The following is a 23,690-nucleotide window of genomic DNA, read 5'->3' as shown; positions in this document are numbered from 1 at the left end:
TCCCACCAGATATACCGGGGGGCGGTAGGTGGACCCCGGCTGTTTTTGTTGGCCCGCCGCCCGCCGGGGGGGGGGGGGGGGGGGGGCCCCCCCCCCCCCCCGGTACGGGACGGGCAGGGGCGGCGGGGGCGAAAACCCACACCCGGCACCGGACATGGATACGCCCGCCCCTCAACCAACGAGGGGCGGGCGTAACCGTTGTGACGGGGCGTCAGTGACGACTGTACGAGTCGACGTAGCCCGGGGCGGGGGAACCCACGCCGGTGACGTCGTCGTAGCCCTTCACGGCCTGGAGCGAGCTGTCCTTGCCGAGGCTGCGGACGGAGGTCGCCAGACCGCCCGTCGCGTCGAAACCGTTGACGAAGTCGACGCGCGCGACCCCGAGCCCGGACCCCGTGGGGTTGTCCGTGACGTCGTGGTACGCCTTCGAGCCGTACTTGGCGTAGATGGCGGGGTTGGCGAAGCCGATCGCCTTGCCGCCGCGCGCCTCCTGGGCGAGCGCCTGGACGGCCGCGATCACCGGCGCGGCCAGCGAGGTGCCGCCGATCCGGTACTCGCTGTACTGCTCCGTCCCGTCCGGGAAGGTCTGCGTCTGGCCGACCTTGAAACCGGTGTTGGGGTCGGCGATCGCCGAGATGTCAGGAACGACACGGTTGCCGGCGGCGCTGTTGGCCGTGGCGAGCGCGTTCGGGACGACACCCTTCTGGTAGAAGGGCTCCGCCACGGTCTTGCTGGTGCCACCGCCCGCACCCGAGGTGAACGCGCCCGGGAACCCGGTCCAGCTCTTGCCGTCCGCGGACAGCGAAGCCTTCTCGGTGCCCCAGCCGGTCTCCCACAGGTACTTGTCGCCCTTGCCGACCGCCAGCGAGGTACCGCCGACCGCCGTCACCCACGCCGAGTTGGCGGGGGTGTCGACCTGCTTCGTACCGGTGTTGGCGACCTCGTCGCCGTTGTCGCCGGAGGAGAAGTAGAAGCCGATGCCCTCGACCGCGCCGAACTGGAACGTCTGGTCGTAGGCGGCCGCGAGGTCCGGCGTCTGGTTGGCCTCGATGTCGCCCCACGAGTTGGAGACGATGTCGGCCAGGTGCCCGTCGACGATCTTGTTGAGCGAGTCGAGCAGATCGTCGTCGTAGCAGGAGGCGGCACCCACGTAGGTGATGCTCGCGCCCGGCGCGACCGCGTGCACGGCCTCGACGTCGAGGGTCTCCTCGCCGTACCAGCCGGCCGCCCCGCACTCCTCGGTCTTCGTGTAGTTCTTCGGCAGCACCTGACGCAGCTGACCGCTGGTGTACGCCGCGTCACCGTGCTTGCCCGCATAGGTCTGCGCGTCGAAGGCGATGGTCGGCGAGGCGTACGCGTCGGTGATGGCGACCCGCACGTTCTTGCCGGTGCGCGTGCCCGCGCCATAGGCGGCACGCAGCTGCTTGCCCGTGTAGCCCTTGACCGCGTACGGGATCTTCGAGCCGTACGCGTCCGGCAGGGTGCTCGCGATGTTCGAGCCGTAATACGAGGAGAACGGCCCGGAGTTCTTGAACACCGCGTCCGGAGGCGGCAGTTGGTCGCTGTGCGTCGCCTTGTGCGGGGCGTTGTCCAGGCCGGTGACGGTCAGGACGGCGCCGTTCAGGGCGGCCGGCGCGGAGGCCGTCTTCGACGGCGCCCGGTAGGTCTTCTTGCCCTTGGTGTAGTTGTGCAGCTGGGTGCCGAACGCCTTCTCGGCGGCGGCGACGTCACCGGTCACGGAGACGTAGTGCTGCGCGGTGCCGGTGACCGTCAGGCCCGCCGACTTCAGCCACGACTTCACCGCGGCGACCTGCGCCTTGGTGGCGCCGAACTGCTGCTGCGCCTTCTTGGCGCTCAGGTACTTGCCGTACGAGGCCGAGTTCGGGTCGGACACGGCCTTGGCGTACGCGGCCAGACCGGTGGCGTCCCGGCCGGCGAGGTAGACCCGGGCCGAGACCTGGGAGCTGTCGGACGCGGCTCCCTTGTCCGCCTTGGCCGTGGCCCACGCGGGTTTGGTGCCCACGAGGGTGTCCCGGCTCGGGCCGTCCGCGGCCTGGGCCGCGGGTATGCCGAGCGCCAGCGCACCGGCGAGCAGCGGCAGTGTCGCAGCCATACCCACTCCGGCGCGCGCTATGGCGCGGTTGGATCTCATAGAACCCCCTGCGATGCGGTTCGTCGCATGTAGTGGTCGGTCGGCGATCCGCGTGGAACCCCCGTGCCCCAGCAGGGCCCGGGGAATGGATCACAGATGGGGGCCACTCTTTCGATGAACCGTTCATGCCAGGGGAATGAAAAACCCAAGGAAACCCCAAGTGGCCGCGATTGGCTGTCGTTTGGGATGGTTTGGAAGGCCCCCTTGCCTACAATCGAGGGTTTTCCCTGTCCTCCTTCAAGGGTTCCTGTAAAGAGGTCCCCGTCTTCCGTAAGCGGATCGAGTCCCCACGGCGTGTTGGGGGTGTGAAGCAGCTGGAGTTCGAAGAGTTCTACCGGTGCGGCCGGGACGTCTGCCTGCGCGCGGTCCTCGCCGCGGTGGGCGACCGGCAGCTGGCCGAGGACCTCGTCGCCGAGGCGTTCGCCCGGGCCTGGGCCGCCTGGCCCCGGGTGCGGCGGCATCCCGCCCCGCGCGCGTGGATCGTACGGACGGCGCTCAACACCCGGATCTCGTGGTGGCGTCGGCGTCGGTACGAGGTCGCGCTCGGCGACGGCTACGAGGCCGCGCTCGGCGACGGCCAGGACGCCGGGGCCACGCTGTCCGGTGGACCGGGGCTCGACCCCGCGCTGCTGGCCGTACTGCGCCAACTGCCCCTGAGGCAGCGGGAGGTGATCGCCCTGCGGGTCTTCCTCGACCTCGACACCGCGACCACGGCGAAGACGCTCGGGATCGCCCCGGGGACCGTCACCGCCCATCTGGCCCGGGCCGTCTCGACGCTGCGCGGCAACCTCGTCACCCTCGACATCCCGGAGGTAGGATCATGAATGGAATCGACGACGACAGGGACGTACTGGATGCCCTGAAGGGATCCCTCGACGATGTCACCATGCCGGTGCCCGTCGAGCGGATCGTGGCCGAGGGGCGCGCGGTCCGGCGGCGGCGCAGGCGGGTGGCCGTGGCGGCGGTCGGCGTCACGGCGGCCGCGGGTCTCGCCCTCGGCGTGCCGGGCTACGGCCACCCGTCGACCGCCCCGCCGGCGGGCGGGGGCGCGGAGCCCGTCGCGTTCACCGTCGCCAAGCGGTCGGACGGCACGGTCGCGGTGACCTGGACCAAGGAGCAGTACTTCAAGGACCCGGCGGGACTCCAGAAGGCGCTGCGCGCGGCGGGATTCCCCGTCCTCGTGAAGACCGGGGTGTTCTGCAAGGGGCCGGACGACCACACGCAGGTGGACGAGCACGGTTCGGGAGCGGGGGTCGAGGAAGTGGTGAAGCGGGAACGCCGGGACGACGGCACCGTCGTCTTCCTCTACGACCCCGCGGCCATGCCCGCACACACCCAGCTCTTCATCGGCTACCTGGACCGGGCCCAGCTCGCCGTCACCCAGGGACGGCCCGGCTCCGTGGAACGACTCGTACCGACGGGCGCGGACCTGAAGTGCGGTACCGACTGGCGCAGTTGACCATCCGGCGGCAGAGGGGGGTGAACGGGTCCGGGGCGCCGCCCCGGACCCGTTCCGCACCCGTTTCCCGCACCCGTTCCCTGCATCCGGTCGCCAGGGCTGTCCGACGGACAGGCCCTGGCGCCTCCGGCATATTCCGCCGGACAGGCCCTAGTCGCGCGCCTTCGCGCCCCGCTCCTTCAGCATGTCGGCCATCAGCTTGATCTCCGACTGCTGTGCGTCGACCATGCCCTGCGCGAGTTTCTTCTCCACGCCGACCGTGCACTTCTCGACACAGCCCTCGGCCATGTGGATGCCGCCCTTGTGGTGGTCGGTCATCAGCTGGAGATAGAAGATCTCGGCCTGCTTGCCGCTCAGCGTGTTGAGCTTCTTCATCTCGGTGTTGGTGGCCATGCCGGGCATCAGCGAGCCGTCCTTGCCGGAGGCCATGTCACCCATGCCCATCCAGGTCATCGGCGCGTCCGAGGACACCTTCGGCAGCTCCCACAGGTCGAGCCAGCCGAGCAGCATGCCGCGCTGGTTGGCCTGCGTCTGCGCGATGTCGTACGCGAGCCGCCGTACCTCGACGTCCTTGGTGCGGTCGCGCACGATGTACGACATCTCGACGGCCTGCTGGTGGTGGACCGCCATGTCCCGCGCGAAGCCCGCGTCGGCGGAGCCGGCGGCCGGCGTCTTCGGGGCGGAGCCGCCGTCCTCGGCGACCGCGTAGGTGATCGCCCCGGCCGCGACGAGGACGGCCGCCGCGGCCCCCGCGACCCACCCGACGTGCCTCACTGGGACAGACCGTTGGTGCAGGCGGCGCCCGGCTCGGGCGTCTGCTTGCCCTGGACGAACTCCGAGAAGAACTTGTCGACGTTCGGGTCGCTCGCGCCCGTCACCGTGCGCTGCTTGCCCCAGGCGTTGAGCATGATCGGGTCCTTCTGGTCCTCGACCGGGCTCATCAGCGTGTACGGGGTCTTCTTGACCTTCGCCGCGAGCGCCTTGACGTCGGCGTCCGAGGCCTTGCTGTTGTACGTCACCCAGACCGCGCCGTGCTCCAGCGAGTGCACGGCGTTCATGTTGTTGATCGCCTTGGTGTAGACGTCGCCGTTGCAGTTCATCCACACCTGGTTGTGGTCACCGCCGACCGGGGGCTCCATCGGGTACTTCACGGTCTTGGTGACGTGGTTGCGCGACAGCGTGCCCTTCCAGGTCTTCACGCCGTCCGCGCCGGTGACGAAGTGCCCCGAGGCCCCCTTCGAGTCGCTCGCCGTGTCCTTGCCGGAGTCGGACTGCGACTTCACGAGGACGACACCGCCCACGACGAGACCGGCGACGACGACCGCACTGGCCGTGATCGCGAGGATCCGGTTGCGACGCTCGCGGGACTGCTCTGCGCGGCGCATCTCCTCTATCCGCGCCTTGCGCGAGGCGTTGCTGCTGTTCTTGGCGGAGCCCATGGCGAGTCCTTTGGGGATGGGACGGACGGGACGGACGGTATGGACGAGAAGGACGGGTTGCGCTGATCGTAGTGGGAACGGGGGCGGGGTATGCCGGGAGGGGCACGGCAAAGAACCGGCCATTACGCACAGACGGCCGAGCAGGCAAGATGGGCATCGGACGCGCAGGCGGGACGGGCGTCGGACGCCCGGCAGGATGGGCGTCGGTCGCGCAGGCGGGCCGGGCGTCCGAGCAGGACACCCGCCGTACGCGGGGCGTTCAGACCGCGGTCGCCCGGGCGATCAAGGTCCGCAACGCGCACGAAATGGTGTTGTGGTGGGATGCTCAGGTGCCCCGATCGTCCCCGAGCGTGGGAGCAGGCGGCCTGACCAGCAAGGATGGGTGGAAGCGGAAGATGGACAAGCAGCAGGAGTTCGTGCTCCGGACACTGGAGGAGCGGGACATCCGGTTCGTACGCCTGTGGTTCACGGACGTACTCGGCTTCCTCAAGTCGGTGGCCGTGGCCCCGGCCGAGCTGGAACAGGCCTTCGACGAGGGCATCGGCTTCGACGGCTCGGCCATCGAGGGCTTCGCCCGGGTGTACGAGTCCGACATGATCGCCAAGCCGGATCCGTCGACCTTCCAGGTTCTGCCCTGGCGTGCGGAGGCACCCGGCACGGCCCGCATGTTCTGCGACATCCTGATGCCGGACGGCTCCCCGTCCTTCGCCGACCCGCGCTACGTCCTCAAGCGCGCCCTCGCGAAGACCTCCGACCTGGGCTTCACCTTCTACACCCACCCGGAGATCGAGTTCTTCCTGCTGAAGGACCGCCCGCTGGACGGCTCGCGGCCCACCCCCGCCGACAACTCGGGCTACTTCGACCACACCCCGCAGAACGTCGGCCAGGACTTCCGGCGCCAGGCCATCACGATGCTGGAGTCGATGGGCATCTCGGTCGAGTTCTCCCACCACGAGGGCGCCCCGGGCCAGCAGGAGATCGACCTCCGCTACGCCGACGCGCTCTCCACGGCCGACAACATCATGACTTTCCGGCTGATCATGAAGCAGGTCGCGCTGGAGCAGGGTGTGCAGGCCACGTTCATGCCGAAGCCGTTCTCGGAGTACCCGGGCTCGGGCATGCACACCCACCTCTCCCTCTTCGAGGGCGACCGCAACGCCTTCTACGAGTCCGGCTCGGAGTACCAGCTCTCCAAGGTCGGCCGCTCCTTCATCGCGGGCCTGCTGAAGCACGCGGCGGAGATCTCGGCCGTCACCAACCAGTGGGTCAACTCCTACAAGCGCATCTGGGGCGGCTCGGAGCGCACGGCGGGCGCCGGCGGCGAGGCACCCTCGTACATCTGCTGGGGCCACAACAACCGCTCCGCCCTCGTCCGCGTCCCGATGTACAAGCCGGGCAAGACCGGCTCCGCGCGCGTCGAGGTCCGCTCCATCGACTCGGGCGCGAACCCGTACCTGGCCTACGCGCTGCTGCTGGCCGCAGGCCTGAAGGGCATCGAGGAGGGCTACGAGCTCCCGCCCGGTGCCGACGACGACGTCTGGGCCCTCTCCGACGCCGAGCGCCGCGCCATGGGTATCGAGCCCCTGCCCCAGAACCTCGGCGAGGCCCTGGTCCTGATGCAGCGCAGCGAACTCGTCGCCGAAACCCTCGGCGAGCACGTCTTCGACTTCTTCCTGCGCAACAAGAAGCAGGAGTGGGAGGAGTACCGCTCCGAGGTCACCGCCTTCGAGCTGCGGAAGAACTTGCCGGTGCTGTAGACGCAGGTCGGGGCGGGTTTCCCGCGAGAACGGCAGGTGGGGCCGACGGTCACTGACCGTCGGCCCCACGGCGTCTCACCGGCGGCCCCCAGTTCCGCTCAGCCGGGATAGGCGGGCGACACGGCCGCGGTGCTGATGCGTCGCGGCTTTCCCGTGCCGTTGGACGGGACGGTGTAGAGGTCGGCTCCGTAGTCGCCGGGGAGGGCGTAGACGAGGGTGTGGTCGTCGCGCCAGACCGCCTGGTCGTCGACGCTGCGGGGTTCGGCGAGGGGGGTTTCGCGCAGGGTGCGGAGGTCGAGGACGTACAGGTGCCAGGGGGCGTCCGCGGGGAGGCCCTTCACCCGCTTCTTGAACGCGATGCGAGTGCCGTCGGGGGAGAGGGACGGGCACTCGACGTTCGTGTGGAGGGTGGTGACCGTGCGGGTGCGGAGGTCACCGCGGATCAGGTAGGTCTTGCCGCGCGTGGCCATCGTCGCGTAGAAGGCGCGGTCGTCGGCGGCGAAGGTGACCCCCCAGAAGTTCACGTCCGCCGCGTGGTACGTCCTGCCGTCCTTGATGGTGCGGAAGGCCTCCAGGGACGGGGTGAGCCGGCCCGTGCGGGTGTCCACGATCGCCGTCCTCGTCGAGAAGTTCGTGCCCGCGTACGAGTCGCCGCCCACGAAGGCCGTCCAGGCGGCGTAGCGGCCGCTGGGGGAGACGCGGGCGCGGGACGGGATGCCGGGGACGTCGTAGCGGGCCGTCTCGCGCAGCTGCGCGTCGAGGACGACGGCACGGTAGGTGTCCTGGACCGCGCCGTGCACGGCCTGGAGGCAGACGCCGGTGCCCGAAGCGGCGTAGAAGCGCAGGCACTTGACCTTCGACGCCGTGCGCGGGCCGGACGGGTCGGACGCCGGGACCGTCGTCAGCTCGTCGCGGTGCGGGCCCCACGCCATGTTGCGGAACACCATCCGGCGGGGGTCGGTCAGCGAGACCGTCCCCGCGGTGATCTTCGGGCCGCCCGGCTGGGCGTGGTTCCTGCGGTCCGCGCGGGCCGAGGCGTGCAGCACGGACGCCGTGGCCACGCCGGCCAGCACGATCAGCGCCGAGACCAGGACCAGGACGCGGGTACGCAGGGTCATGCGAGGCCTTTCGAAGAGGCGGGGCGGAGCCGGAGGGCGAACAGGGCGCAGAGCGCCAGTGTCACGGCCGACGCCGTGAGCGCCGTACGGTCGCCCCACGCCGTCCAGGCCGCGCCGAAGGAGAGCGAGCAGGCGAAACGGGCCAGCGCCTGACCCGTCTGGACCAGCGCGAGACCCGACGAGCGCAGCTCCTCGGGCACGCTGTCCGAGGCCGCGGCCATCAGCACCCCGTCCGTCGCCGCGTAGAAGCCGCCGTGCAGGAGGAGCACGGCGTACGGCAGGGCCGTCCCGTGCCAGGAGGAGAGCAGCAGGCCGTACGCGAGGAGCAGCGCGCCGTGGCCCGCCAGGAACACCCGCCAGCGGCCGATCCGGTCCGCGAGCCGCCCGAGCGGGACGGCCAGCAGCAGGAAGGCCGCCGCCGTGCCGAGCGGCAGCAGCGCGAACCAGCGGTCGGGTACGCCGAGGCGCCGCTGGAGCAGCAGGTAGACGAAGGAGTCGCTGACCGTCGCGAGGCCGAGGAGCAGGGCACAGAGGGTGATACGGCGCAGATCGCGCCGGTGCAGGAGGGCGAGGGCGGCGCGGAGGGTGGGGCGGGGAGCGGCTGCCTTGCCGGGGGCGATGGGCCCGGTCCCGTTCTCGGGGGTGGCCCCGATGGTCCCCGGAGCTCCCGGAGCTCCCGCGGCTCCCACAGTCCCCGTGGCTCCCACAGTCCCCGTGGCCCCTGTGGCTCTCACAGCCCCCGCGGCCCGCACAGCCTCGTCGGTCTTCGTGCGGGAGCCGCCCGGTACGAAGAGCACCAGCACCAGGACACCCACGACCGCCACGCAGAAGCTCACCGTGAACACCGCGTCGTACCCGTCGACCGTCTCCCGCAGGATCAGGAAGGCCACGAGGGGGCCGACCAGCGCGCCCGCCGTGTCCATGGCACGGTGCACGCCGAAGGCGCGGCCGCGGGTCTCCGGCGTGCTCGACAGGGAGATCAGCGCGTCGCGCGGAGCCGTGCGCAGGCCCTTGCCGGTGCGGTCGGCGGCCAGGATCAGGCCGATGGGGGTCAGGGTCTGGGCGACCAGCAGCAGGGGCTTGCAGGCCGCCGAGAGGCCGTAGCCGAAGCCCGCCACCCACTTGTGGCGGCCGCCGCCCCGGTCGGCCAGGTGCCCGCCGACCAGGCGCACCAGCGCCGAGAAGCCGTTGTAGATGCCGTCGAGGAGTCCGAAGCCCAGCGGGGACAGGCCGAGGCCGGTCACCAGGTACAGGGGCAGCACCGCCGTCACCATCTCCGAGGAGACGTCGGTGATCAGACTGACCGCGCCGAGCGCCAGCACGGTGGGCGCGACCGCGGCACGGCGCCGCCCGGCACGGGGCCGGGCGGCGCCTTCCGCGGACGCTGCCGCCGTCGCCGGAGTGTCCGGCGTACTGGCGCGGCTGTCCGCCACGTACATCTCAGGACGTCCAGATGCCGGTGATGTCCTTGCCGGAGGCGGCGTTGCCCGCGTGCGGGAGGCCGTGCATGTCCTCCAGGGTGCGCAGCAGGTCGTAGTGGTTGTAGGTGGTGGACGACGAGGAGCCGGCCGTCACCTGCTGGCCGTAGAGCACCGTCGGGATGCGGTTGCCGGACAGCCGGTTGTCCTCGTCGAAGGTGACGGCGAGCAGGCTGTTGTGGGTCTTGGCCCAGGTCGCGTACGCGCCCAGGTTGTTCTTCAGCCAGGTGTCACCGGTCGACACCGAGCAGTCGTGCATGTCGCTGCACAGGTTCGGGACGACGAAGGAGACCTGCGGAAGCGTCGTGTAGTCCGTCGGGAACTGCGTGAAGGTCTTGGCGCTGGACGTCGGTACGTTGCTGAAGCCGAACCACGGGTTGTGCTTGCGCGCGTAGTTGCCGCTGCTGCACGTCGTGGAGCCCTGGCTGGGCAGCGTCTCGTTGTAGCTCGCCCACGTCTTGCCCGCCGCGATCAGCTCGGAGGCGAGGTTCGGGGCGGAGGAGAAGCCGGGCGTGTAGCAGCTGTCGTCCGTGATCCCCTGGGTGGAGCCGGAGAACAGGGCGAAGTAGTTGGGCTGGCTCGGGTGTGTCTCGGCGTACGACTGGGACAGACTGGCGCCCCCGGTCTTGAGCGAGTTGATGTACGGGGCGCTGGAGGAGCCGATCACCTGGCTGTACGCGTGGTTCTCGAAGACCACGACGACGACGTGGTCCGGGGTCGGGACCGCGGCGGCGGCGTGCGCCGGGGACGAGCCCCCGAACCCGCTCCACACGCCGACCGCGGCCGCGGTGAAGGCGAGGGCGGATGCTACGACGGCACGACTGCGGCGGTACACGGTTCTGCCGGACACTTCAGACCTCCGGTGGGGGGGAGAGGCGACGGTGGCGGTGCGGACAGAGCATGCACACGCCAACATTCCCCTGCCCCAAGCCGCCCAACCCGCCGGATGAAATCCGGGTGAACTGCTGCCGCGGCACCATTGCTGCAGTGGCGGGATCCCCGCCGCGCATCAATTACCGCCGTGGCGGAAGCACCGCTGCGGCAGAACTCCTGCCGTGGCGGCACTCCTACCGCGGCAGACTCCCGCCGCACATGAACTACCGCTGCTCCGCGCCCTGTTCGCTCAGCAGCCGGTGCAGCGGCCGCGTCGCACGCTGCCGGTACTCCTGGATCGCCCACCCGTTTCCGTCGGGATCCGAGAAGTACAGGAACGTGCCGCCGTCCTGCGGCGAGAACACCTGCGGCTCGCTGACGTCCAGCCCCCGGCCGGTCAGCTCCTCGTACGCCGCCTTCGCGTCCGCGACGACCAGCTGGAGCCCGTGGTACGTGCCCGGCCGCGGAGTCCCGGTGGGAATCGGCAGCCCCGAGGTCAGCGCGATCGAACAGCCCGAGCCGGGCGGTGTCAGCTGCACCACGCGCGCCCCGGGCATCACCTCGCCGTCGAAGTCGACCTGGAAGCCGACCTTGTCCTGATAGAACGCCTTGGCCCGGTCCACGTCGGAGACCGGCACCACGATCACTTCGAGCGTCATGTCCACGAAACGGCTCCCTCGCCGTGCGTCGCTTGCCACATTGACTGGTCGTACGTGACGCGCCGTAGGTCACGGGTCGTACGTCACGGGCCGTACGCCACGGTCGTACGTCACGGGTCGTACGTCACGGGGTCACTCGAACCGCCAGCGCGTCTGGCTGAACGGCTCACCCTTACCAAAGCCGAAAGCGGTGCGCGGCGCCACGCCGAAGACGAGTGAGGGGCCGCCGGCTCCCTGGAACGCCCCGTCCTCCCGCACCTCGAAATGCCACTCCGCGCCGTACTTCTCCTCCCACGCCTCGGCCAGCCCGCGCAGCCGCGTCCGGTCCGTGACGCGGACCGCCTCTCCCTCGACCACCAGGTCATAGCCCTCGGCCCAGGTGTTGGTGCCCGTGGTGAGGACGACCTGGGGGTTCCCGGCGAGATTGAGCGCCTTGCGCTCCTGGGCTCCCGTGGTGAAGTACAGCGTCCCGTCCCGCCAGACGGCGAGCAGCGGCGTCACATGGGGCCGTCCGTCCGGCCGTACGGACGACAGCCAGTACAGCTCGGCCGCGGCCAGTCGCGCCAAGGCCTCGGGCCAGGGAGTCGCGGTCGCGCCCGTGCTGCCGTACCGCGGGTCGAGCTCGGTCTGTGGCTGTGTGTCCGGCATGGCTTCCTCCTGCCTCGACATGGTCCCGCCGGAGAGCAGACCGCGCACACCGGCGGAACTCATCGGTCCCCGTCACGGCGCACAGCCCGGCGCTTCCCGAGAGCTCTGAGGTTAGGCTCGGGCTGGTACGACCTTGATCCGACAGGAGGGCCGAGGATGACGGCGCCGGGGCGCAGGAGCACTACCTTTTCGCGGTTGCTGCGGCACGGCTTCACCGATCCCTCCGCCGCCGAGCGCCTCCTGGAGAGCGCTGAGCTGGCGCCCGTACGGACCGATCCGGTGCTCCTGGACGCGCTGGGCGCGACCGCCGACCCGGATCTGGCGCTGAGCGGCCTCGTCCGGCTCGTCGAGGCACAGGACGGCCACACGGCCCAGCGGGAACTGCTCGACACGCTCATCGCGGCGAAGCCGCTGCGCGACCGGCTGCTCGGCGTCCTCGGCGCCTCCGCCGCGCTGGCCGACCATCTCGCCCGGCACCCGAGCGACTGGCAGGAGCTCGTCACCTACGAGCCGCAGGACCTCCATCCCGGGGTGACGGAGTTCGAGCGGGGGCTCGCCGCGGCGGCCGACCCGGTCTCGCTGCGCGTCGCCTACCGGCGCTGTCTGCTGTCCATCGCGGCGCGCGACGTGTGCGGCACCACCGACCTCGCGCAGACCGCCGCCGAGCTCGCCGACCTCGCCACCGCGACCCTGCGCGCCGCGCTCGCCATAGCCCGCGGCGCCGCGCCCGACGACGCCGCGCAGTGCCGGCTCGCGGTCATCGCGATGGGCAAGTGCGGGGGCCACGAGCTCAATTACGTGTCCGACGTCGACGTGATCTTCGTGGCGGAGGCGGTCGAGGGGGCCGACGAGCGAAAGGCCGTCCAGGCCGCTTCCCGGCTGGCCTCGCACCTGATGCGGATCTGCTCCGAGACGACCGTCGAGGGCAGCATCTGGCCCGTCGACGCCAATCTGCGGCCCGAGGGGCGCAACGGTCCGCTGGTGCGGACGCTCAGCAGCCATCTCGCCTACTACCAGCGGTGGGCCAAGACCTGGGAGTTCCAGGCGCTGCTGAAGGCGCGGCCGGTGGCCGGCGACCTCGAACTGGGCGAGGACTACGTCGCCACGCTGGCCCCGCTGGTGTGGCATGCCGCCGAGCGCGAGAACTTCGTCGCCGATGTGCAGAAGATGCGGCGCAGGGTCGTGGAGAACATCCCGGCCGCCGAGATCGAGCGGGAGCTGAAGCTCGGCCCGGGCGGCCTGCGGGACGTCGAATTCGCCGTGCAACTGCTGCAGTTGGTGCACGGGCGGGCCGACACGTCGCTGCGCAGTGGCACCACGCTGGACGCCCTGAAGGCGCTGGCCGCCGGTGGGTACGTGGGGCGCGCCGACGCCGTGCAGCTCGACGAGGCGTACCGGTTCCTGCGGTCCATGGAGCACCGGATACAGCTCTACCGGCTGCGGCGTACGCACCTGGTGCCGGAGGGCGACGCCGATCTGCGGCGCATCGGGCGGTCGCTCGGGTTGCGGTCCGACCCCGTCGCCGCGTTGAACCGTGAGTGGAAGCGGCATGCGGCTGTGGTGCGGCGGCTGCACGAGAAGCTCTTCTATCGTCCGCTGCTCGACGCCGTCGCCCAACTCGCCCCCGGCGAGAGCCGTTTGAGCGCCGACGCGGCGCGGGAGCGGCTCGTCGCACTCGGCTACGCCGATCCGGCCGCGGCGCTGCGGCACCTGGAGGCGCTCGCGTCCGGGGTCACGCGCAAGGCCGCCATCCAACGGACGCTGCTGCCCGTGCTGTTGGGGTGGTTCGCCGACTCCGCCGACCCCGACGCGGGCCTGCTCAACTTCCGCAAAGTGTCCGACGCGCTGGGCAAAACCCCTTGGTATCTGCGGCTGTTGAGGGACGAAGGCGCCGCGGCCGAGAACCTCGCGCGGGTCCTCTCGGCGGGGCGGCTCGCCCCCGATCTGCTGATGCGTGCGCCGGAGGCGGTGGCGCTGCTCGGGGACGGGGACGGCGGCGGGCTCGAACCGCGTCCTCGCGCCCACCTGGAGCAGGAGATCCTCGCGGGGGTGGGACGGGCCGCCGGGGGCGAACAGGCGGTCACCGCCGCACGCGGGGTGCGACGGCGCGAGCTGTTCCGCACGGCCGCGGCGGACATCGTCGCCTCCTACGGGACGGAGGAGACCCCGGCCGTCGCCGACCAGGGGGCCCTGGTGGATCTGGTCGGCGGCGCGGTGTCCGACCTGACGGCGGCGACGCTCGCGGGGACGCTGCGGGCCGTGGTGCGGGACGGATGGGGGGAGACGCTGCCCACCCGGTTCGCCGTCATCGGGATGGGGCGGTTCGGGGGCCACGAGCTCGGCTACGGGTCCGACGCCGACGTGCTGTTCGTGCACGAGCCCCGGGAGGGCGTGGCGGAGCGGGAGGCGTCCCAGGCGGCGAACGCCGTGGTGTCCGAGATGCGGCGGCTGTTGCAGATCCCGAGCGCCGACCCGCCGCTGCTGATCGACGCGGACCTGCGGCCCGAGGGCAAGTCGGGGCCGCTCGTACGGACCTTGAAGTCGTACGAGGCGTACTACCGGCGCTGGTCGCTGGTGTGGGAGTCGCAGGCGCTGCTGCGGGCCGAATTCGTCGCGGGGGACGCGGACCTGGGGGGTCGGTTCATCGAGCTGGTCGATCCGCTGCGGTATCCGGCGGAGGGGCTCGGCGAGGACGCGGTCCGGGAGATCCGGCGGCTGAAGGCCCGGATGGAGACGGAGCGGATGCCGCGCGGGGCGGACCCCACCTTGCACACCAAGCTCGGGCGGGGTGGCTTGTCCGACGTCGAGTGGACCGTGCAGCTGCTGCAACTGCGGCACGGCTGGGTGGAGCCGGGGCTGCGGACGACACGTACGCGGGAGGCGCTCGCCGCCGCGTGTGCGGCGGAGCTCATCTCCACGGAGGACGCGGCGACGCTGGACGAGGCGTGGGTACTGGCCACGCGGGTGCGGAACGCGGTGATGCTGGTACGGGGGCGCGCCGGGGACACCTTCCCGTCGGGCGCGCGGGAACTCGCCGCCGTGGGGCGCTACTTGGGGTACGGGCCGGGGCACGTCGGGGAGTTGCTCGACGACTATCGGCGGACCACTCGGCGGGCTCGGGCCGTCGTGGAGGAGCTGTTCTACGGGGCCTAGGCCCTCCGGGCGTCCGCGGGGACCTTCGTGCGGGTGCCCTCCGGGCGTCCGCGGGGGTCTTCGTGCGGGTGCGGGTGCGGGTGCGGGTGCGGGTGTGGGTGCGGGCCAGGGCCAGGGCCACGGCCACGGCCAGGGCCAGGGCCAGGGCCAGGGCCACGGCCAGGGCCAGGGCCAGGGCCAGGGTCAGGGTGCGGGCGCGGCTGCCTGTGCGGGTGCGCTGTCTGCCGGGTGGTGGGCCGGCGGCCGCGGGTTGTGGCGCTTGCGGGTGAGTCCCACCCCGGCCAGGACGACGGCCATGCCCGCGATGACGCGCAGGCCGATCTTCTCGTCCAGTACGAGGGCGCCCAGGGCTACGGAGACCACCGGGAGGAGGTAGCCGACCGTGGCCGCGCTGGTGGGGCCCTCGTCCGCGATCATGCGGTAGTTGAGGTAGAAGGTGACGCCCGTGGCGAAGACGCCGAGGACGGTGACGGCCAGGAGGGCGGTGGCGTCCGTGTCGCGGAGGGGGCCCGCGGTGGGGAGGGCCAGGGTGCTCCAGGCGGTGGCCGTGAGGAGTTGGGCGGCGGAGACCGCCAGCGGGGCGCCGTGGGTGGTGAGGTGGCGGGCCATGTAGGCGAAGGCGATCGCGTAACTCGCCGCGGCGGCCAGCAGGGCCAGGGCGCCCCAGCCGACGAGATGCGAGTGGTGCCAGGGGGCGAAGATCAGCAGGACGCCGGCGAAGCCCAGAAGGAGGCCGGTCAGGCGGAGCGGGTGCAGGGCGCGGTCGGTGCCCAGGAGGACCCCGATGAGGAGGGACCACAGGGGGGTCGTCGCGTTCAGGACGCCCGCGATGCCCGAGTCGACCGTCCGCTCGCCCAGGGCGAAGAGCGCGAACGGGACGGCGTTGCAGAAGAGGGCCGCGACGGCGAGGTGGCGCCAGAGCGCGCGGGAGCGGGGGAGGCGCTGGCCCGCCGAGCGGGCCAGGACGGCGAGGACCGCGGTGCCCAGGACGCAGCGGGTGACGGTGATGTGGGCCGGGGACAGGCCGTGGTTCAGGGCCAGTTTGATCCACAGGAAGCCCGAGCCCCAGAGGAGCGCCAGGGCGGCCATACGAAGGGAGGAGAGGAGGGGGCGCGGCATGGCACTACGGTCCCTGAAGAGTGGTTTGAGGACAAGTGAAGAGTGCTGCATGCACTGTTAAGCTGGGCTACATGCTTGATGTGCGGCGTATGCAGGTTCTGCGGGCTGTCGTGGGGTGCGGATCGGTCACCGGGGCCGCGGCGGATCTCGGGTACACGCCGTCCGCCGTCAGCCAGCAGATCGCCGCTCTGGAGCGGGAGGCGGGGGCCGCCCTGCTGGAGCGGGTCGGGCGCGGGGTGCGGCCCACCGCGGCGGGGCTGTTGCTGACCGAGTACGCCGATGTCATCGGGCGGCAGGTCGTCGAGGCCGAGACCGCTCTCGCCGATCTGCTGTCCGGGCGTACGGGGCGGCTCGCCGTGCGGTACTTCGCCACGGCGGGGGCGTCGCTGGTGGCACCGGCCATCGCCCGGTTCCGGGCCGAACACCCTGGGGTAGAGGTCGAGTTGAAGCTCATCGACCCCGAGGATCCACTGCCCGAGGTCAAGGAGGGGCGGGCCGATCTGGCGCTCGTCGTGCGGTTGCCGGGCGGCTCGGCCGTCGAAGGCGTACGGCTCGTGCATCTTCTCGACGATCCGTATCGCGTCGTCCTGCCCAAGGGGCATCGGCTGGTGCGGAAGCGGGTGCTCGATCTCGTCGACCTCGCGGAGGAGCCATGGGTGGGGAGCGAGTGGCCCGGGCCCTGTCTTGCCGCTCAGCTCGACGCCTGCGCGGCGGCCGGGTTCCGGCCCGATTTCGTGGTGCAGAGCGAGGACTACGTCACGGCTCAGGGGTTCGTGGCGGCGGGTTTGGGCGTGAGTCTGATTCCCCGTCTCGGCCTGGGGGGCCGGCATCCCGACGTGGTGGTACGGAAGGTGCGGGCCCCCGAGCCCGTGCGGGCCATCTACGCGGCCGTACGGGAGTCGGCTCCGGAACAGCCCGCGTTGCGCGGGCTGCTGGGCGCGCTGGGGGACGTGGCCCAGGAGGAGCGCTGACCCGGGCCCCTCACGAACAACCGCCCCAGACCGCCGACCGGCGCCGGCTCGGACGCGTGCGATCGCCGGCTCGCCACCGCCCCACCGTCGCCTCGGGCCGCCCGCCCGTAGCCGTCGCTTCGGGCCGCCCGCAGCCGTCGCCTCGCATCGCCAGCAGCCGTCGCCGCGGACCGCCCGTAGACGTCGCCCCGGATCGCCCGTACACGCCGGCTCGACGCCTGTGGGCGTCGCCTCATGGCGCCTCATGCCGCCCGCAGGCGTCGGGTCAGTCCGCCCGCAGGCGTCGGCCCAGTCCGCCGGCAGGCGCCGGCTCGGGCACGTGCGATCGCCGGCGTCTCCTAGCGTCGGCCTCGGGCCGTCTCCAGGCGCCGGCTCGGCGCCTGTGATCGTCGGCTCAGCCCGCCTGCAAGGCTCTCGCGTGGGTCAGGAATCCCTCCAGCGCCAGCTCGAAGGCCCGGTCCGCGCGGCCCTCGCCCACCGCGTCCAGGGCCTCGGCGAGGCGCGGTGTCGTGGTCTCGTCGGGGAGTTCCCACATGATCTCGGGGGCCGCGAGGTCCAGGGCCGAGCCGAGGACCAGGTTCTCCAAGGCCATGATCAGGGGCATCACGTCGGGCAGGGCGAAGCCCGCGTCCAGCAGGAGGGTGACCGCGCGCTCGTAGTGCTCCAGGACGCGGGGCGCTCGTACGGGTGATGTCATCAGGAGCGGGATCGCCTTCGGGTGGGCGGCGAACGCCTCGCGGTAGGAGCGGGCCCAGGCCGCCAGCGCCGCGTCCCAAGGGGCCAGTGCCAGCGCCTGGGTGTCGATCGCGGACGTGACCCGCTCCCGCAGCAGCTCCACGATGCCGTCCCGGCCGTCCACGTGGTGATACACCGAGCCGGTCTGCACGCCGAGCCGCTTGGCGATCTGCGGGACGCTGAACTCGCCCCGCTCGTCGACCAGTTCGAGCGCCGTCGTGGTGATGCGCTCGCGGTCGAGGAGTGGTGTGCGCGGCCGTCCCATGATCTGCACTCCTCTGAAGGTCTTCCCGGATGCCCCTCGGGAGGCTACATTGCCGCAAACCGAAAGCCTTTAGGTTTCTGGAGCCCGGCCATCCCGCACGCCCGGAACCCCCGTCCCCGCTTGCCGCCAGGAGGGCTTCCCCCGCCATGCCCGTCACCACCTCCGAGGAGAGAGCGCCGGTCCCCACGGCGACCCTCCGCTCCGGTTCCCTCGGCACCGCCGACATCGCCTTCTTCGTCGTCTCGGCCGCCGCCCCGCTCACCGTCATGGCGGGCGTCGCCCCGCTCGCCCTCCTGCTCGGCGGGATCGGCGCCCCCGTCGGCTACCTCCTCGCCGGCATCACGCTCGCCGTCTTCGCCGTCGGTTTCACGACCATGAGCCGCCATGTCCGCAACGGCGGCGCCTTCTACGCGTACATCACCCGCGGCCTCGGCCGCCCGGTCGGCGTGGGCGCCGCACTCCTCGCCCTCATCGGCTACAACGGCATGGAGATCGGCGTCTACGGTCTGCTGGGCACCGCCACCCAGGACACCGTGCGCGCCCTCTGCGGGACCGGCGTCCCCTGGCTGCCGATCTCGCTGGCCGGGCTGCTGGTCATCGGCTACGGCGGCTACCGGTCGATCGACTTCGGCGCCAAACTGCTGGGCGTCCTGCTCGTCGCCGAGACCGGCATACTCGTCCTGCTCGCGGGCGGTGTGCTGGTCAAGGGTGGCGCGCACGGGCTGTCGGCCGCCGCCTTCACGCCCGGCCATGTCCTCGTCCCCGGCACCGCCGCGGTCCTCGCCTTCGCCTTCGCCGCGTTCACCGGCTTCGAGTCCACCGTCATCTACCGGCGTGAGGCGCGGGACCCGGAGCGCACGGTGCCGCGCGCGACCTACGTCGCCGTCGGATTCCTCGGTCTCTTCTACGCGTTCATCGTCTGGGTGGTCATCCAGGCCTTCGGCGACGCGGAGGTCGTCAAGGCCGCGGGCGCGGACCCCGGCGGGCTCTTCTTCTCCGCCATCACGACATACGTCGGCGGCTGGGCGGCCGACCTGATGCACGTCTTCATCATCACCAGCGTCCTCGCCTCGCTGCTCGCCTTCCACAACGCCATCAACCGGTACGGGCTGGCGCTGGCCGAAGAGGGCGTACTGCCCCGGGCGTTGGGGCGCATCCACCCGCGCCACCGTTCCCCCTACGTCGCCGGGATCACCCAGACGGCGCTGGGAGCCGCCGTCGTGCTCGGCTTCTGGGCGGCCGGTGCCGACCCGTACGGGCAGCTGCTGCTGTGGGTCAACACCCCGGGGATGCTCGGCCTGTTGGCGCTCCAACTGCTCGCCGCGCTCGCCGTGCCCTGCTACTTCCGCCGGGTCGACCACACGGAGGGCGCGCTGCGGACCGTGGTCGCGCCGGTCGTCGCGACCGTGCTCCTGGCGGCGGCGATGGTCCTGGTGATCGGCCACGTCGACCTGTTCACCGCCGCGTCCCCCACCGTGAACACCGTCCTCGTCGTCATCGTGCCCGTCGTCTTCCTCCTGGGGCTGGGCCTCGCGTGGTGGCTGCGGCGCAACCGGCCCGAGACGTACGAGAACTTCGCGGCCGAGCCCGCCGAGCCCGCCGAGCCCGCCGAGCCCGCCGAGCCCGCCGAGCCCGCCGAGCCCGCTGAGCTGGCCGAGCCCGCCGAACCCGCTGAGTCCGCCGAACCGGCGGAGCCGGCCGAACGGGCCGAGTCCGTCACGCCGGCCGTCCCCGCCGAAGTCACCGAATAGCAAAGGGAGTTGCGCAGATGCCCACCGCCGAACTGATCCTCACCGGCGCCCAGGTCCGCACCCTCGACCCCGCCCGACCGCACGCCGGCGCGGTCGCCGTACGCGACGGGGTGATCGCCGCGGTCGGCGACGACACCGACGTACGGGACTGGCGCGGGCCGGGGACCGAGGTGGTGTCCTTGGCGGGCGCGCACCTCGTGCCCGGCCTGGTGGACGCGCACAGCCACCCCGTGTGGGGCCTGGACATGGCCACGGGCGTGGATCTGTCGCAGGTGCGGGACCTGGACGGGCTGCGCGGTGCGCTCGCCGCCGCGTCCCGGACCGACGGGTGGGTCATCGGCTTCGGGCTCGACCACAACGTCTTCGGCGGACGGCCCGTGCACCGGTCCCTCGTCGAGGACGTACTCGGCGGGTCGCCCGCCTTCCTGCACCTGTACGACGGCCACTCGGCCCTGGTCAGCGAGGCGGCCCTGAAGGCGGCGGGCGTCGACGGGCCGCGCGCCTTCGTCCAGCGGTCGGAGGTGGTCTGCGACGCCGAGGGGCGGCCCACCGGGCATCTCGTCGAGCACGCGGCGATGGACCTGGTCGCCGAGGTGATGCCCCGGCCCTCGTACGAGGAGCGGCGGGCCCGCCTCGTGGAGCTGCTCTCCGCGATGGCCGCCACCGGGCTGACCGGGGCGCACGCGATGGACCTGGGGGATCCGGAGCTGGTCGGGTCCGTCGCCGAGGAGACCGTGCTGCCGGTGCGGATGCGGTTCGCGCCCTGGTGCATGCCGGGCGCGGACCGGGAGGCCCTGGAGGAACTCGTGGCGCTCCAGGGGCGCCGGGGGCGGCACTGGAAGGTGGACGGGGTCAAGTTCTTCATGGACGGGACCGTGGAGGGCGGCACGGCGTGGCTGGAGCACGCCGACTGCCACGGGCAGGGCACGGAGGCGTTCTGGCCCGACCCGGCCGCGTACACCGCCGCCGTACGACAGCTGCACGCGGCCGGGGTCCGTACGGCCACGCACGCGATCGGGGACGCGGCGGTACGGCACGTCCTCGACACCGTGGAGGGGCTCGGGGCCGGTGGCCGGTTCGCCCACCGGATCGAGCACGTCGAGACCGTCCCGGACGGCACACCGGAGCGCTTCTCGCGGCTCGGGGTCATCGCGTCCATGCAGCCGCCGCACACCGCGTACACGCGCGGCGACCACGGCGACGAGTGGTCACGGCGGCTGGGCTCCGCCCGTGCAGGCAGGGCCTGGCGCATGCGGGACCTGCGGGACGCCGGGGCGGTGGTCGCCCTGGGCTCCGACTGGCCGATCGCCCCCTACGACGTGCGCGGGGTGCTGGCGACCGCGCGAGAGCCGCGGGGGGCGGCCGCCGCGCTCGGCGGTCTGACCGGGCTCCAGGCCCTGGAGGGCTGCACGACGCACGCGGCCCTCGCCGCCGGCGAGGCTCAGGAGACGGGCCGTATCGCTCCCGGCTTCCGGGCGGACCTCACGGCCTTCGGCCTGGATCCGGTCGAGGCGCCGGCGGACGAGGTCGCGCAGGCGCCGGTGCGACTGACCGTGACCGGCGGCCGGGTCGTCCATCGCGGGGTCTGATGCCGTCCGGCACCGAAGACCACCGAAGACCGCCGAAGACCGCCAAGGCCGCCGAAGGACCGCCGTGGTGGCCGCTCGCCGGCCCCGGCGGGATTTCTGGGCCGGCCTGGTTGATTGAATTGCCGAACTTCTTGGAGGGGGTCGCCCGCGACGATCCCGCCGCGGCGGTGCTCAGCCGTAGCGGCGCTCTCTTGCGGTGCTCAGCTGTAGCGGCGCTCTCCTGCGTGCCCAGCCGTAGTGGCGCTCTCCTGCGGTGCTCGGCCGTCGCGACGTACGCTCCCCTGCGGTGCCGAACCGGCCGAAATCCCCTGCTCAGGCCTTGAGCGGCACCAGTGGTGCCCCCCGCGTCCCCGGGACCCAGCGCGGCAGCGCGTACGGCAGGGAGCCGTACCAGAGCCGCGCCACCAGGAAGCCGAAGGCCAGGCACAGCATGCCGCCGACCGCGTCGAGCCAGAAGTGGTTGGCGGTGGAGACGATGACCAGCAGGGTGGCCGCCGGGTAGAGGAGGCCGAGAACGCGGGCCCAGGGCGCCGACGCCAGGGCGAAGATCGTCAGCCCGCACCACAGGGACCAGCCGATGTGCATCGACGGCATCGCGGCGTACTGGTTCGACATGTGCTTGAGGTCGCCGGAGGCCATGGAGCCCCAGGTGTGGTGGACCAGCACCGTGTCGACGAAGTGGCCGCCGTTCATCAGCCGCGGCGGCGCGAGCGGGAAGAAGTAGTAGCCGAGGAGCGCCACCGCGGTGGTGGCGAAGAGGGCGAGACGCGTGGCCGCGTAACGGCCGGGATGGCTGCGGTAGAGCCAGACCAGGACACCCAGCGTCACCACGAAGTGCAGCGTCGCGTAGTAGTAGTTCATCCCCACGATCAGCCATGTCGTGGAGTTCACGGCGTGGTTGACCGACTGCTCGACGGCGATCCCGAGGTGGTGCTCCGTCCGCCAGATCCAGTCCGCGTTGCGCAGGGCCGCGTCCTTCTGCTCGGGCACGGCGTTGCGGATCAGCGAGTACGTCCAGTAACTCACCGCGATGAGCAGGATCTCGAACCAGAAGCGGGGGCGACGCGGGGCCCGCGACCGACGCAGGAAGGTCTTCCCCGCATTCTCCTCCGCGACGGGCTGTGGAGCGGCCGGCTCCCGGCCTTCCAGTGTCGTCACGGTCGTCTCACCCATAGGGACAGAGTCTGCCAGAAAAGCCTTCCCCCACAGATCATCCCTTGGAAGGGTCCTCGTCGCATGTTCTACACCGCGAGGAGTCCAACGAGGGCCGTACGCACTCCTCCTCAGGGACGATTCCGGTCCCCAGGGGCAGAAGCGGTCGAACCCCGCACCACCAGCTCCGGCATGAACACGAACTCACTGTGCGGAGCGGGCGTCCCGCCGATCTCCTCCAGCAACGTCCGCACCGCCGCCTGTCCCATGGCGGGCACCGGCTTGCGGATCGTGGTGAGGGGCGGGTCGGTGAACGCGATCAGCGGGGAATCGTCGAAACCGACGACCGAGATGTCCTTCGGAACCTCCAGACCGCGCTGACGCGCCGCCCTTATCGCGCCGAGCGCCATCATGTCGCTCGCGCACACCACGGCCGTGCAGTCCCGGTCCATGAGGGCGCTGGCGGCGGCCTGACCGCCCTCCAGGGTGTACAGCGAGTGCTGGACCAGTCGCTCCTCGATGTCGGCCGGGCTCAGCCCCAACTGCTCCTGCATCGTGCGGACAAAGCCCTCGATCTTGCGCTGTACCGGCACGAACCGCTTCGGCCCCAGAGCGAGTCCGATGTTGGTGTGCCCGAGCGAGACGAGGTGCGTGACCGCCAGGGCCATCGCGGCGCGGTCGTCCGGTGAGATGAAAGGTGCCTGCACCTTGGGCGAGAAGCCGTCCACGAGTACGAACGGGACGCCCTGGGCGCGCAACTGCTCGTAGCGCTGCATGTCCGCGGAGGTGTCCGCGTGCAGACCGGAGACGAAGATGATGCCCGCGACGCCCCGGTCGACCAGCATCTCCGTCAGCTCGTCCTCGGTGGAGCCGCCCGGCGTCTGGGTCGCGAGGACCGGGGTGTAGCCCTGCCGGGTCAGTGCCTGGCCGATCACCTGCGCAAGGGCAGGGAATATCGGGTTCTCCAGCTCCGGGGTTATGAGGCCCACCAGGCCCGCGCTGCGCTGCCGCAGACGTACCGGCCGCTCGTAGCCCAGCACGTCGAGCGCGGCCAGGACGGACTGGCGGGTGGTCGCCGCGACGCCCGGCTTCCCGTTCAGGACGCGGCTGACGGTCGCCTCGCTGACCCCCGCCTGGGCTGCGATGTCGGCAAGCCGTGTGGTCACGGGATTGGACTGTACCGGCCGCGTCTCACCGTGCCCACCAACCAGACGCCGTGTGCGGGCGGTTGAACGGCCCGCTCCGGGCTGCTGCGTCATCGCGCTCCCTCGTGTTCTGGTCGGCTCGGCGTCCCGTGCGTGCGCCGCGGGAAGGGGTGGCTCCTGCAAGGCGCTGACGGGGCGATGATCCCCGTACCCGCCAGGTATGGCAA

19 protein-coding genes are annotated in these 23,690 nt (G+C 71.7%); 7 read left to right on the top strand and 12 right to left on the bottom strand.

The genetic code is table 11. From position 1 onward, the window contains the following. Positions 1 to 211 precede the first annotated feature (211 nt). On the bottom strand, positions 212 to 2,152 hold the full coding sequence (locus ACFVXA_RS35760; RefSeq protein WP_383747349.1) for a protease pro-enzyme activation domain-containing protein: 1,941 nt from the start codon (positions 2,150 to 2,152) through the stop codon (positions 212 to 214). 305 nt (positions 2,153 to 2,457) lie between these two features. Here ACFVXA_RS35760 and ACFVXA_RS35755 point away from each other — a divergent pair, with 305 nt between their 5' ends. Together ACFVXA_RS35755 and ACFVXA_RS35750 are read left to right on the top strand one after the other, a co-directional pair. After that, positions 2,458 to 2,976: a sigma factor-like helix-turn-helix DNA-binding protein gene (locus tag ACFVXA_RS35755; protein WP_383908705.1), complete on the top strand. Its 519-nt coding sequence runs from the start codon at positions 2,458 to 2,460 to the stop codon at positions 2,974 to 2,976. Then, positions 2,973 to 3,611, top strand: coding sequence for a hypothetical protein (locus ACFVXA_RS35750; RefSeq protein ID WP_362026139.1), 639 nt, complete (start codon positions 2,973 to 2,975; stop codon positions 3,609 to 3,611). Before ACFVXA_RS35755 ends, ACFVXA_RS35750 begins: the two co-directional genes overlap by 4 nt. A gap of 150 nt (positions 3,612 to 3,761) precedes the next feature. Here the strand turns inward: ACFVXA_RS35750 and ACFVXA_RS35745 are convergent, their stop codons facing one another. Together ACFVXA_RS35745 and ACFVXA_RS35740 are read right to left on the bottom strand one after the other, a co-directional pair. After that, the gene (locus ACFVXA_RS35745) at positions 3,762 to 4,385 is read right to left on the bottom strand and encodes a DUF305 domain-containing protein (RefSeq protein WP_384401101.1); all 624 of its coding nucleotides are present in this window, start codon (positions 4,383 to 4,385) and stop codon (positions 3,762 to 3,764) included. Beyond that, positions 4,382 to 5,050: a DUF3105 domain-containing protein gene (locus tag ACFVXA_RS35740; protein ID WP_383908711.1), complete on the bottom strand. Its 669-nt coding sequence runs from the start codon at positions 5,048 to 5,050 to the stop codon at positions 4,382 to 4,384. Before ACFVXA_RS35740 ends, ACFVXA_RS35745 begins: the two co-directional genes overlap by 4 nt. Before the next feature lie 395 nt (positions 5,051 to 5,445). Here ACFVXA_RS35740 and glnA point away from each other — a divergent pair, with 395 nt between their 5' ends. Next, complete coding sequence (glnA, locus tag ACFVXA_RS35735; RefSeq protein ID WP_362026343.1) at positions 5,446 to 6,807, top strand: type I glutamate--ammonia ligase; 1,362 nt, start codon at positions 5,446 to 5,448, stop codon at positions 6,805 to 6,807. 98 nt (positions 6,808 to 6,905) lie between these two features. Here glnA and ACFVXA_RS35730 read toward each other — a convergent pair whose 3' ends face one another. From ACFVXA_RS35730 to ACFVXA_RS35710, 5 genes are all read right to left on the bottom strand, one after another. Beyond that, positions 6,906 to 7,925 (bottom strand): TolB-like translocation protein, encoded by a 1,020-nt coding sequence (locus tag ACFVXA_RS35730; protein WP_362026154.1) that lies wholly within the window; start codon positions 7,923 to 7,925, stop codon positions 6,906 to 6,908. Then, positions 7,922 to 9,364 (bottom strand): MFS transporter, encoded by a 1,443-nt coding sequence (locus tag ACFVXA_RS35725; protein ID WP_384024344.1) that lies wholly within the window; start codon positions 9,362 to 9,364, stop codon positions 7,922 to 7,924. Before ACFVXA_RS35725 ends, ACFVXA_RS35730 begins: the two co-directional genes overlap by 4 nt. A gap of 1 nt (position 9,365) precedes the next feature. Next, entirely contained in the window at positions 9,366 to 10,253 is an 888-nt protein-coding gene (locus ACFVXA_RS35720) for an alkaline phosphatase family protein (protein WP_390028295.1), read from the bottom strand. Between the two features lie 247 nt (positions 10,254 to 10,500). Then, complete coding sequence (locus ACFVXA_RS35715) at positions 10,501 to 10,941, bottom strand: VOC family protein (protein WP_362026163.1); 441 nt, start codon at positions 10,939 to 10,941, stop codon at positions 10,501 to 10,503. A gap of 126 nt (positions 10,942 to 11,067) precedes the next feature. Beyond that, on the bottom strand, positions 11,068 to 11,583 hold the full coding sequence (locus tag ACFVXA_RS35710) for a pyridoxamine 5'-phosphate oxidase family protein (RefSeq protein WP_389471501.1): 516 nt from the start codon (positions 11,581 to 11,583) through the stop codon (positions 11,068 to 11,070). Positions 11,584 to 11,739: 156 nt separating this feature from the next. Between ACFVXA_RS35710 and ACFVXA_RS35705 the strand changes: the two genes are divergently transcribed. Continuing rightward, positions 11,740 to 14,736, top strand: a complete 2,997-nt coding sequence (locus tag ACFVXA_RS35705) for a bifunctional [glutamine synthetase] adenylyltransferase/[glutamine synthetase]-adenylyl-L-tyrosine phosphorylase (protein WP_390028294.1) — start codon at positions 11,740 to 11,742, stop codon at positions 14,734 to 14,736. A gap of 183 nt (positions 14,737 to 14,919) precedes the next feature. Here the strand turns inward: ACFVXA_RS35705 and ACFVXA_RS35700 are convergent, their stop codons facing one another. Continuing rightward, the gene (locus ACFVXA_RS35700; protein WP_389755310.1) at positions 14,920 to 15,855 is read right to left on the bottom strand and encodes a DMT family transporter; all 936 of its coding nucleotides are present in this window, start codon (positions 15,853 to 15,855) and stop codon (positions 14,920 to 14,922) included. Between the two features lie 71 nt (positions 15,856 to 15,926). On the opposite strand from ACFVXA_RS35700, the gene ACFVXA_RS35695 reads away from it, so the two are divergent. Then, positions 15,927 to 16,826: a LysR family transcriptional regulator gene (locus ACFVXA_RS35695; protein ID WP_390028292.1), complete on the top strand. Its 900-nt coding sequence runs from the start codon at positions 15,927 to 15,929 to the stop codon at positions 16,824 to 16,826. A gap of 394 nt (positions 16,827 to 17,220) precedes the next feature. On the opposite strand, the gene ACFVXA_RS35690 is transcribed toward ACFVXA_RS35695, so the two are convergent. Continuing rightward, positions 17,221 to 17,826: a TetR/AcrR family transcriptional regulator C-terminal domain-containing protein gene (locus tag ACFVXA_RS35690; protein WP_390028291.1), complete on the bottom strand. Its 606-nt coding sequence runs from the start codon at positions 17,824 to 17,826 to the stop codon at positions 17,221 to 17,223. 146 nt (positions 17,827 to 17,972) lie between these two features. Between ACFVXA_RS35690 and ACFVXA_RS35685 the strand changes: the two genes are divergently transcribed. Then, positions 17,973 to 19,577, top strand: coding sequence for an APC family permease (locus tag ACFVXA_RS35685; protein WP_390028289.1), 1,605 nt, complete (start codon positions 17,973 to 17,975; stop codon positions 19,575 to 19,577). Positions 19,578 to 19,594: 17 nt separating this feature from the next. Beyond that, entirely contained in the window at positions 19,595 to 21,166 is a 1,572-nt protein-coding gene (locus ACFVXA_RS35680; RefSeq protein ID WP_390028288.1) for an amidohydrolase, read from the top strand. 312 nt (positions 21,167 to 21,478) lie between these two features. On the opposite strand, the gene ACFVXA_RS35675 is transcribed toward ACFVXA_RS35680, so the two are convergent. Next, a complete protein-coding gene (locus ACFVXA_RS35675) occupies positions 21,479 to 22,339 on the bottom strand; it encodes a phosphatase PAP2 family protein (RefSeq protein ID WP_362026186.1) in 861 nt (286 codons plus the stop codon). Between the two features lie 110 nt (positions 22,340 to 22,449). Then, a complete protein-coding gene (locus ACFVXA_RS35670; RefSeq protein ID WP_362026189.1) occupies positions 22,450 to 23,484 on the bottom strand; it encodes a LacI family DNA-binding transcriptional regulator in 1,035 nt (344 codons plus the stop codon). Positions 23,485 to 23,690 lie beyond the last annotated feature (206 nt).

It is taken from the genome of Streptomyces sp. NPDC058246 (assembly GCF_042881985.1).
Classification (GTDB): Bacteria; Actinomycetota; Actinomycetes; order Streptomycetales; family Streptomycetaceae; genus Streptomyces.
The sequence above is the reverse complement of the archived record's forward strand: the minus strand, read 5'-3'. Positions and strand labels throughout refer to the sequence as shown.

What these genes read in the sequence shown, in the direction of transcription:
- ACFVXA_RS35705 (WP_390028294.1), top strand. Translation starts at nt 11,740, where the DNA reads ATGACGGCGCCGGGGCGCAGGAGCACTACCTTTTCGCGGTTGCTGCGG.
- ACFVXA_RS35740 (WP_383908711.1), bottom strand. Translation starts at nt 5,050, where the DNA reads ATGGGCTCCGCCAAGAACAGCAGCAACGCCTCGCGCAAGGCGCGGATA.
- ACFVXA_RS35695 (WP_390028292.1), top strand. Translation starts at nt 15,927, where the DNA reads ATGCTTGATGTGCGGCGTATGCAGGTTCTGCGGGCTGTCGTGGGGTGC.
- ACFVXA_RS35685 (WP_390028289.1), top strand. Translation starts at nt 17,973, where the DNA reads ATGCCCGTCACCACCTCCGAGGAGAGAGCGCCGGTCCCCACGGCGACC.
- ACFVXA_RS35760 (WP_383747349.1), bottom strand. Translation starts at nt 2,152, where the DNA reads ATGAGATCCAACCGCGCCATAGCGCGCGCCGGAGTGGGTATGGCTGCG.
- ACFVXA_RS35675 (WP_362026186.1), bottom strand. Translation starts at nt 22,339, where the DNA reads ATGGGTGAGACGACCGTGACGACACTGGAAGGCCGGGAGCCGGCCGCT.
- ACFVXA_RS35730 (WP_362026154.1), bottom strand. Translation starts at nt 7,925, where the DNA reads ATGACCCTGCGTACCCGCGTCCTGGTCCTGGTCTCGGCGCTGATCGTG.
- ACFVXA_RS35725 (WP_384024344.1), bottom strand. Translation starts at nt 9,364, where the DNA reads ATGTACGTGGCGGACAGCCGCGCCAGTACGCCGGACACTCCGGCGACG.
- ACFVXA_RS35710 (WP_389471501.1), bottom strand. Translation starts at nt 11,583, where the DNA reads ATGCCGGACACACAGCCACAGACCGAGCTCGACCCGCGGTACGGCAGC.
- ACFVXA_RS35700 (WP_389755310.1), bottom strand. Translation starts at nt 15,855, where the DNA reads ATGCCGCGCCCCCTCCTCTCCTCCCTTCGTATGGCCGCCCTGGCGCTC.
- ACFVXA_RS35750 (WP_362026139.1), top strand. Translation starts at nt 2,973, where the DNA reads ATGAATGGAATCGACGACGACAGGGACGTACTGGATGCCCTGAAGGGA.
- ACFVXA_RS35680 (WP_390028288.1), top strand. Translation starts at nt 19,595, where the DNA reads ATGCCCACCGCCGAACTGATCCTCACCGGCGCCCAGGTCCGCACCCTC.
- ACFVXA_RS35690 (WP_390028291.1), bottom strand. Translation starts at nt 17,826, where the DNA reads ATGGGACGGCCGCGCACACCACTCCTCGACCGCGAGCGCATCACCACG.
- glnA (WP_362026343.1), top strand. Translation starts at nt 5,446, where the DNA reads ATGGACAAGCAGCAGGAGTTCGTGCTCCGGACACTGGAGGAGCGGGAC.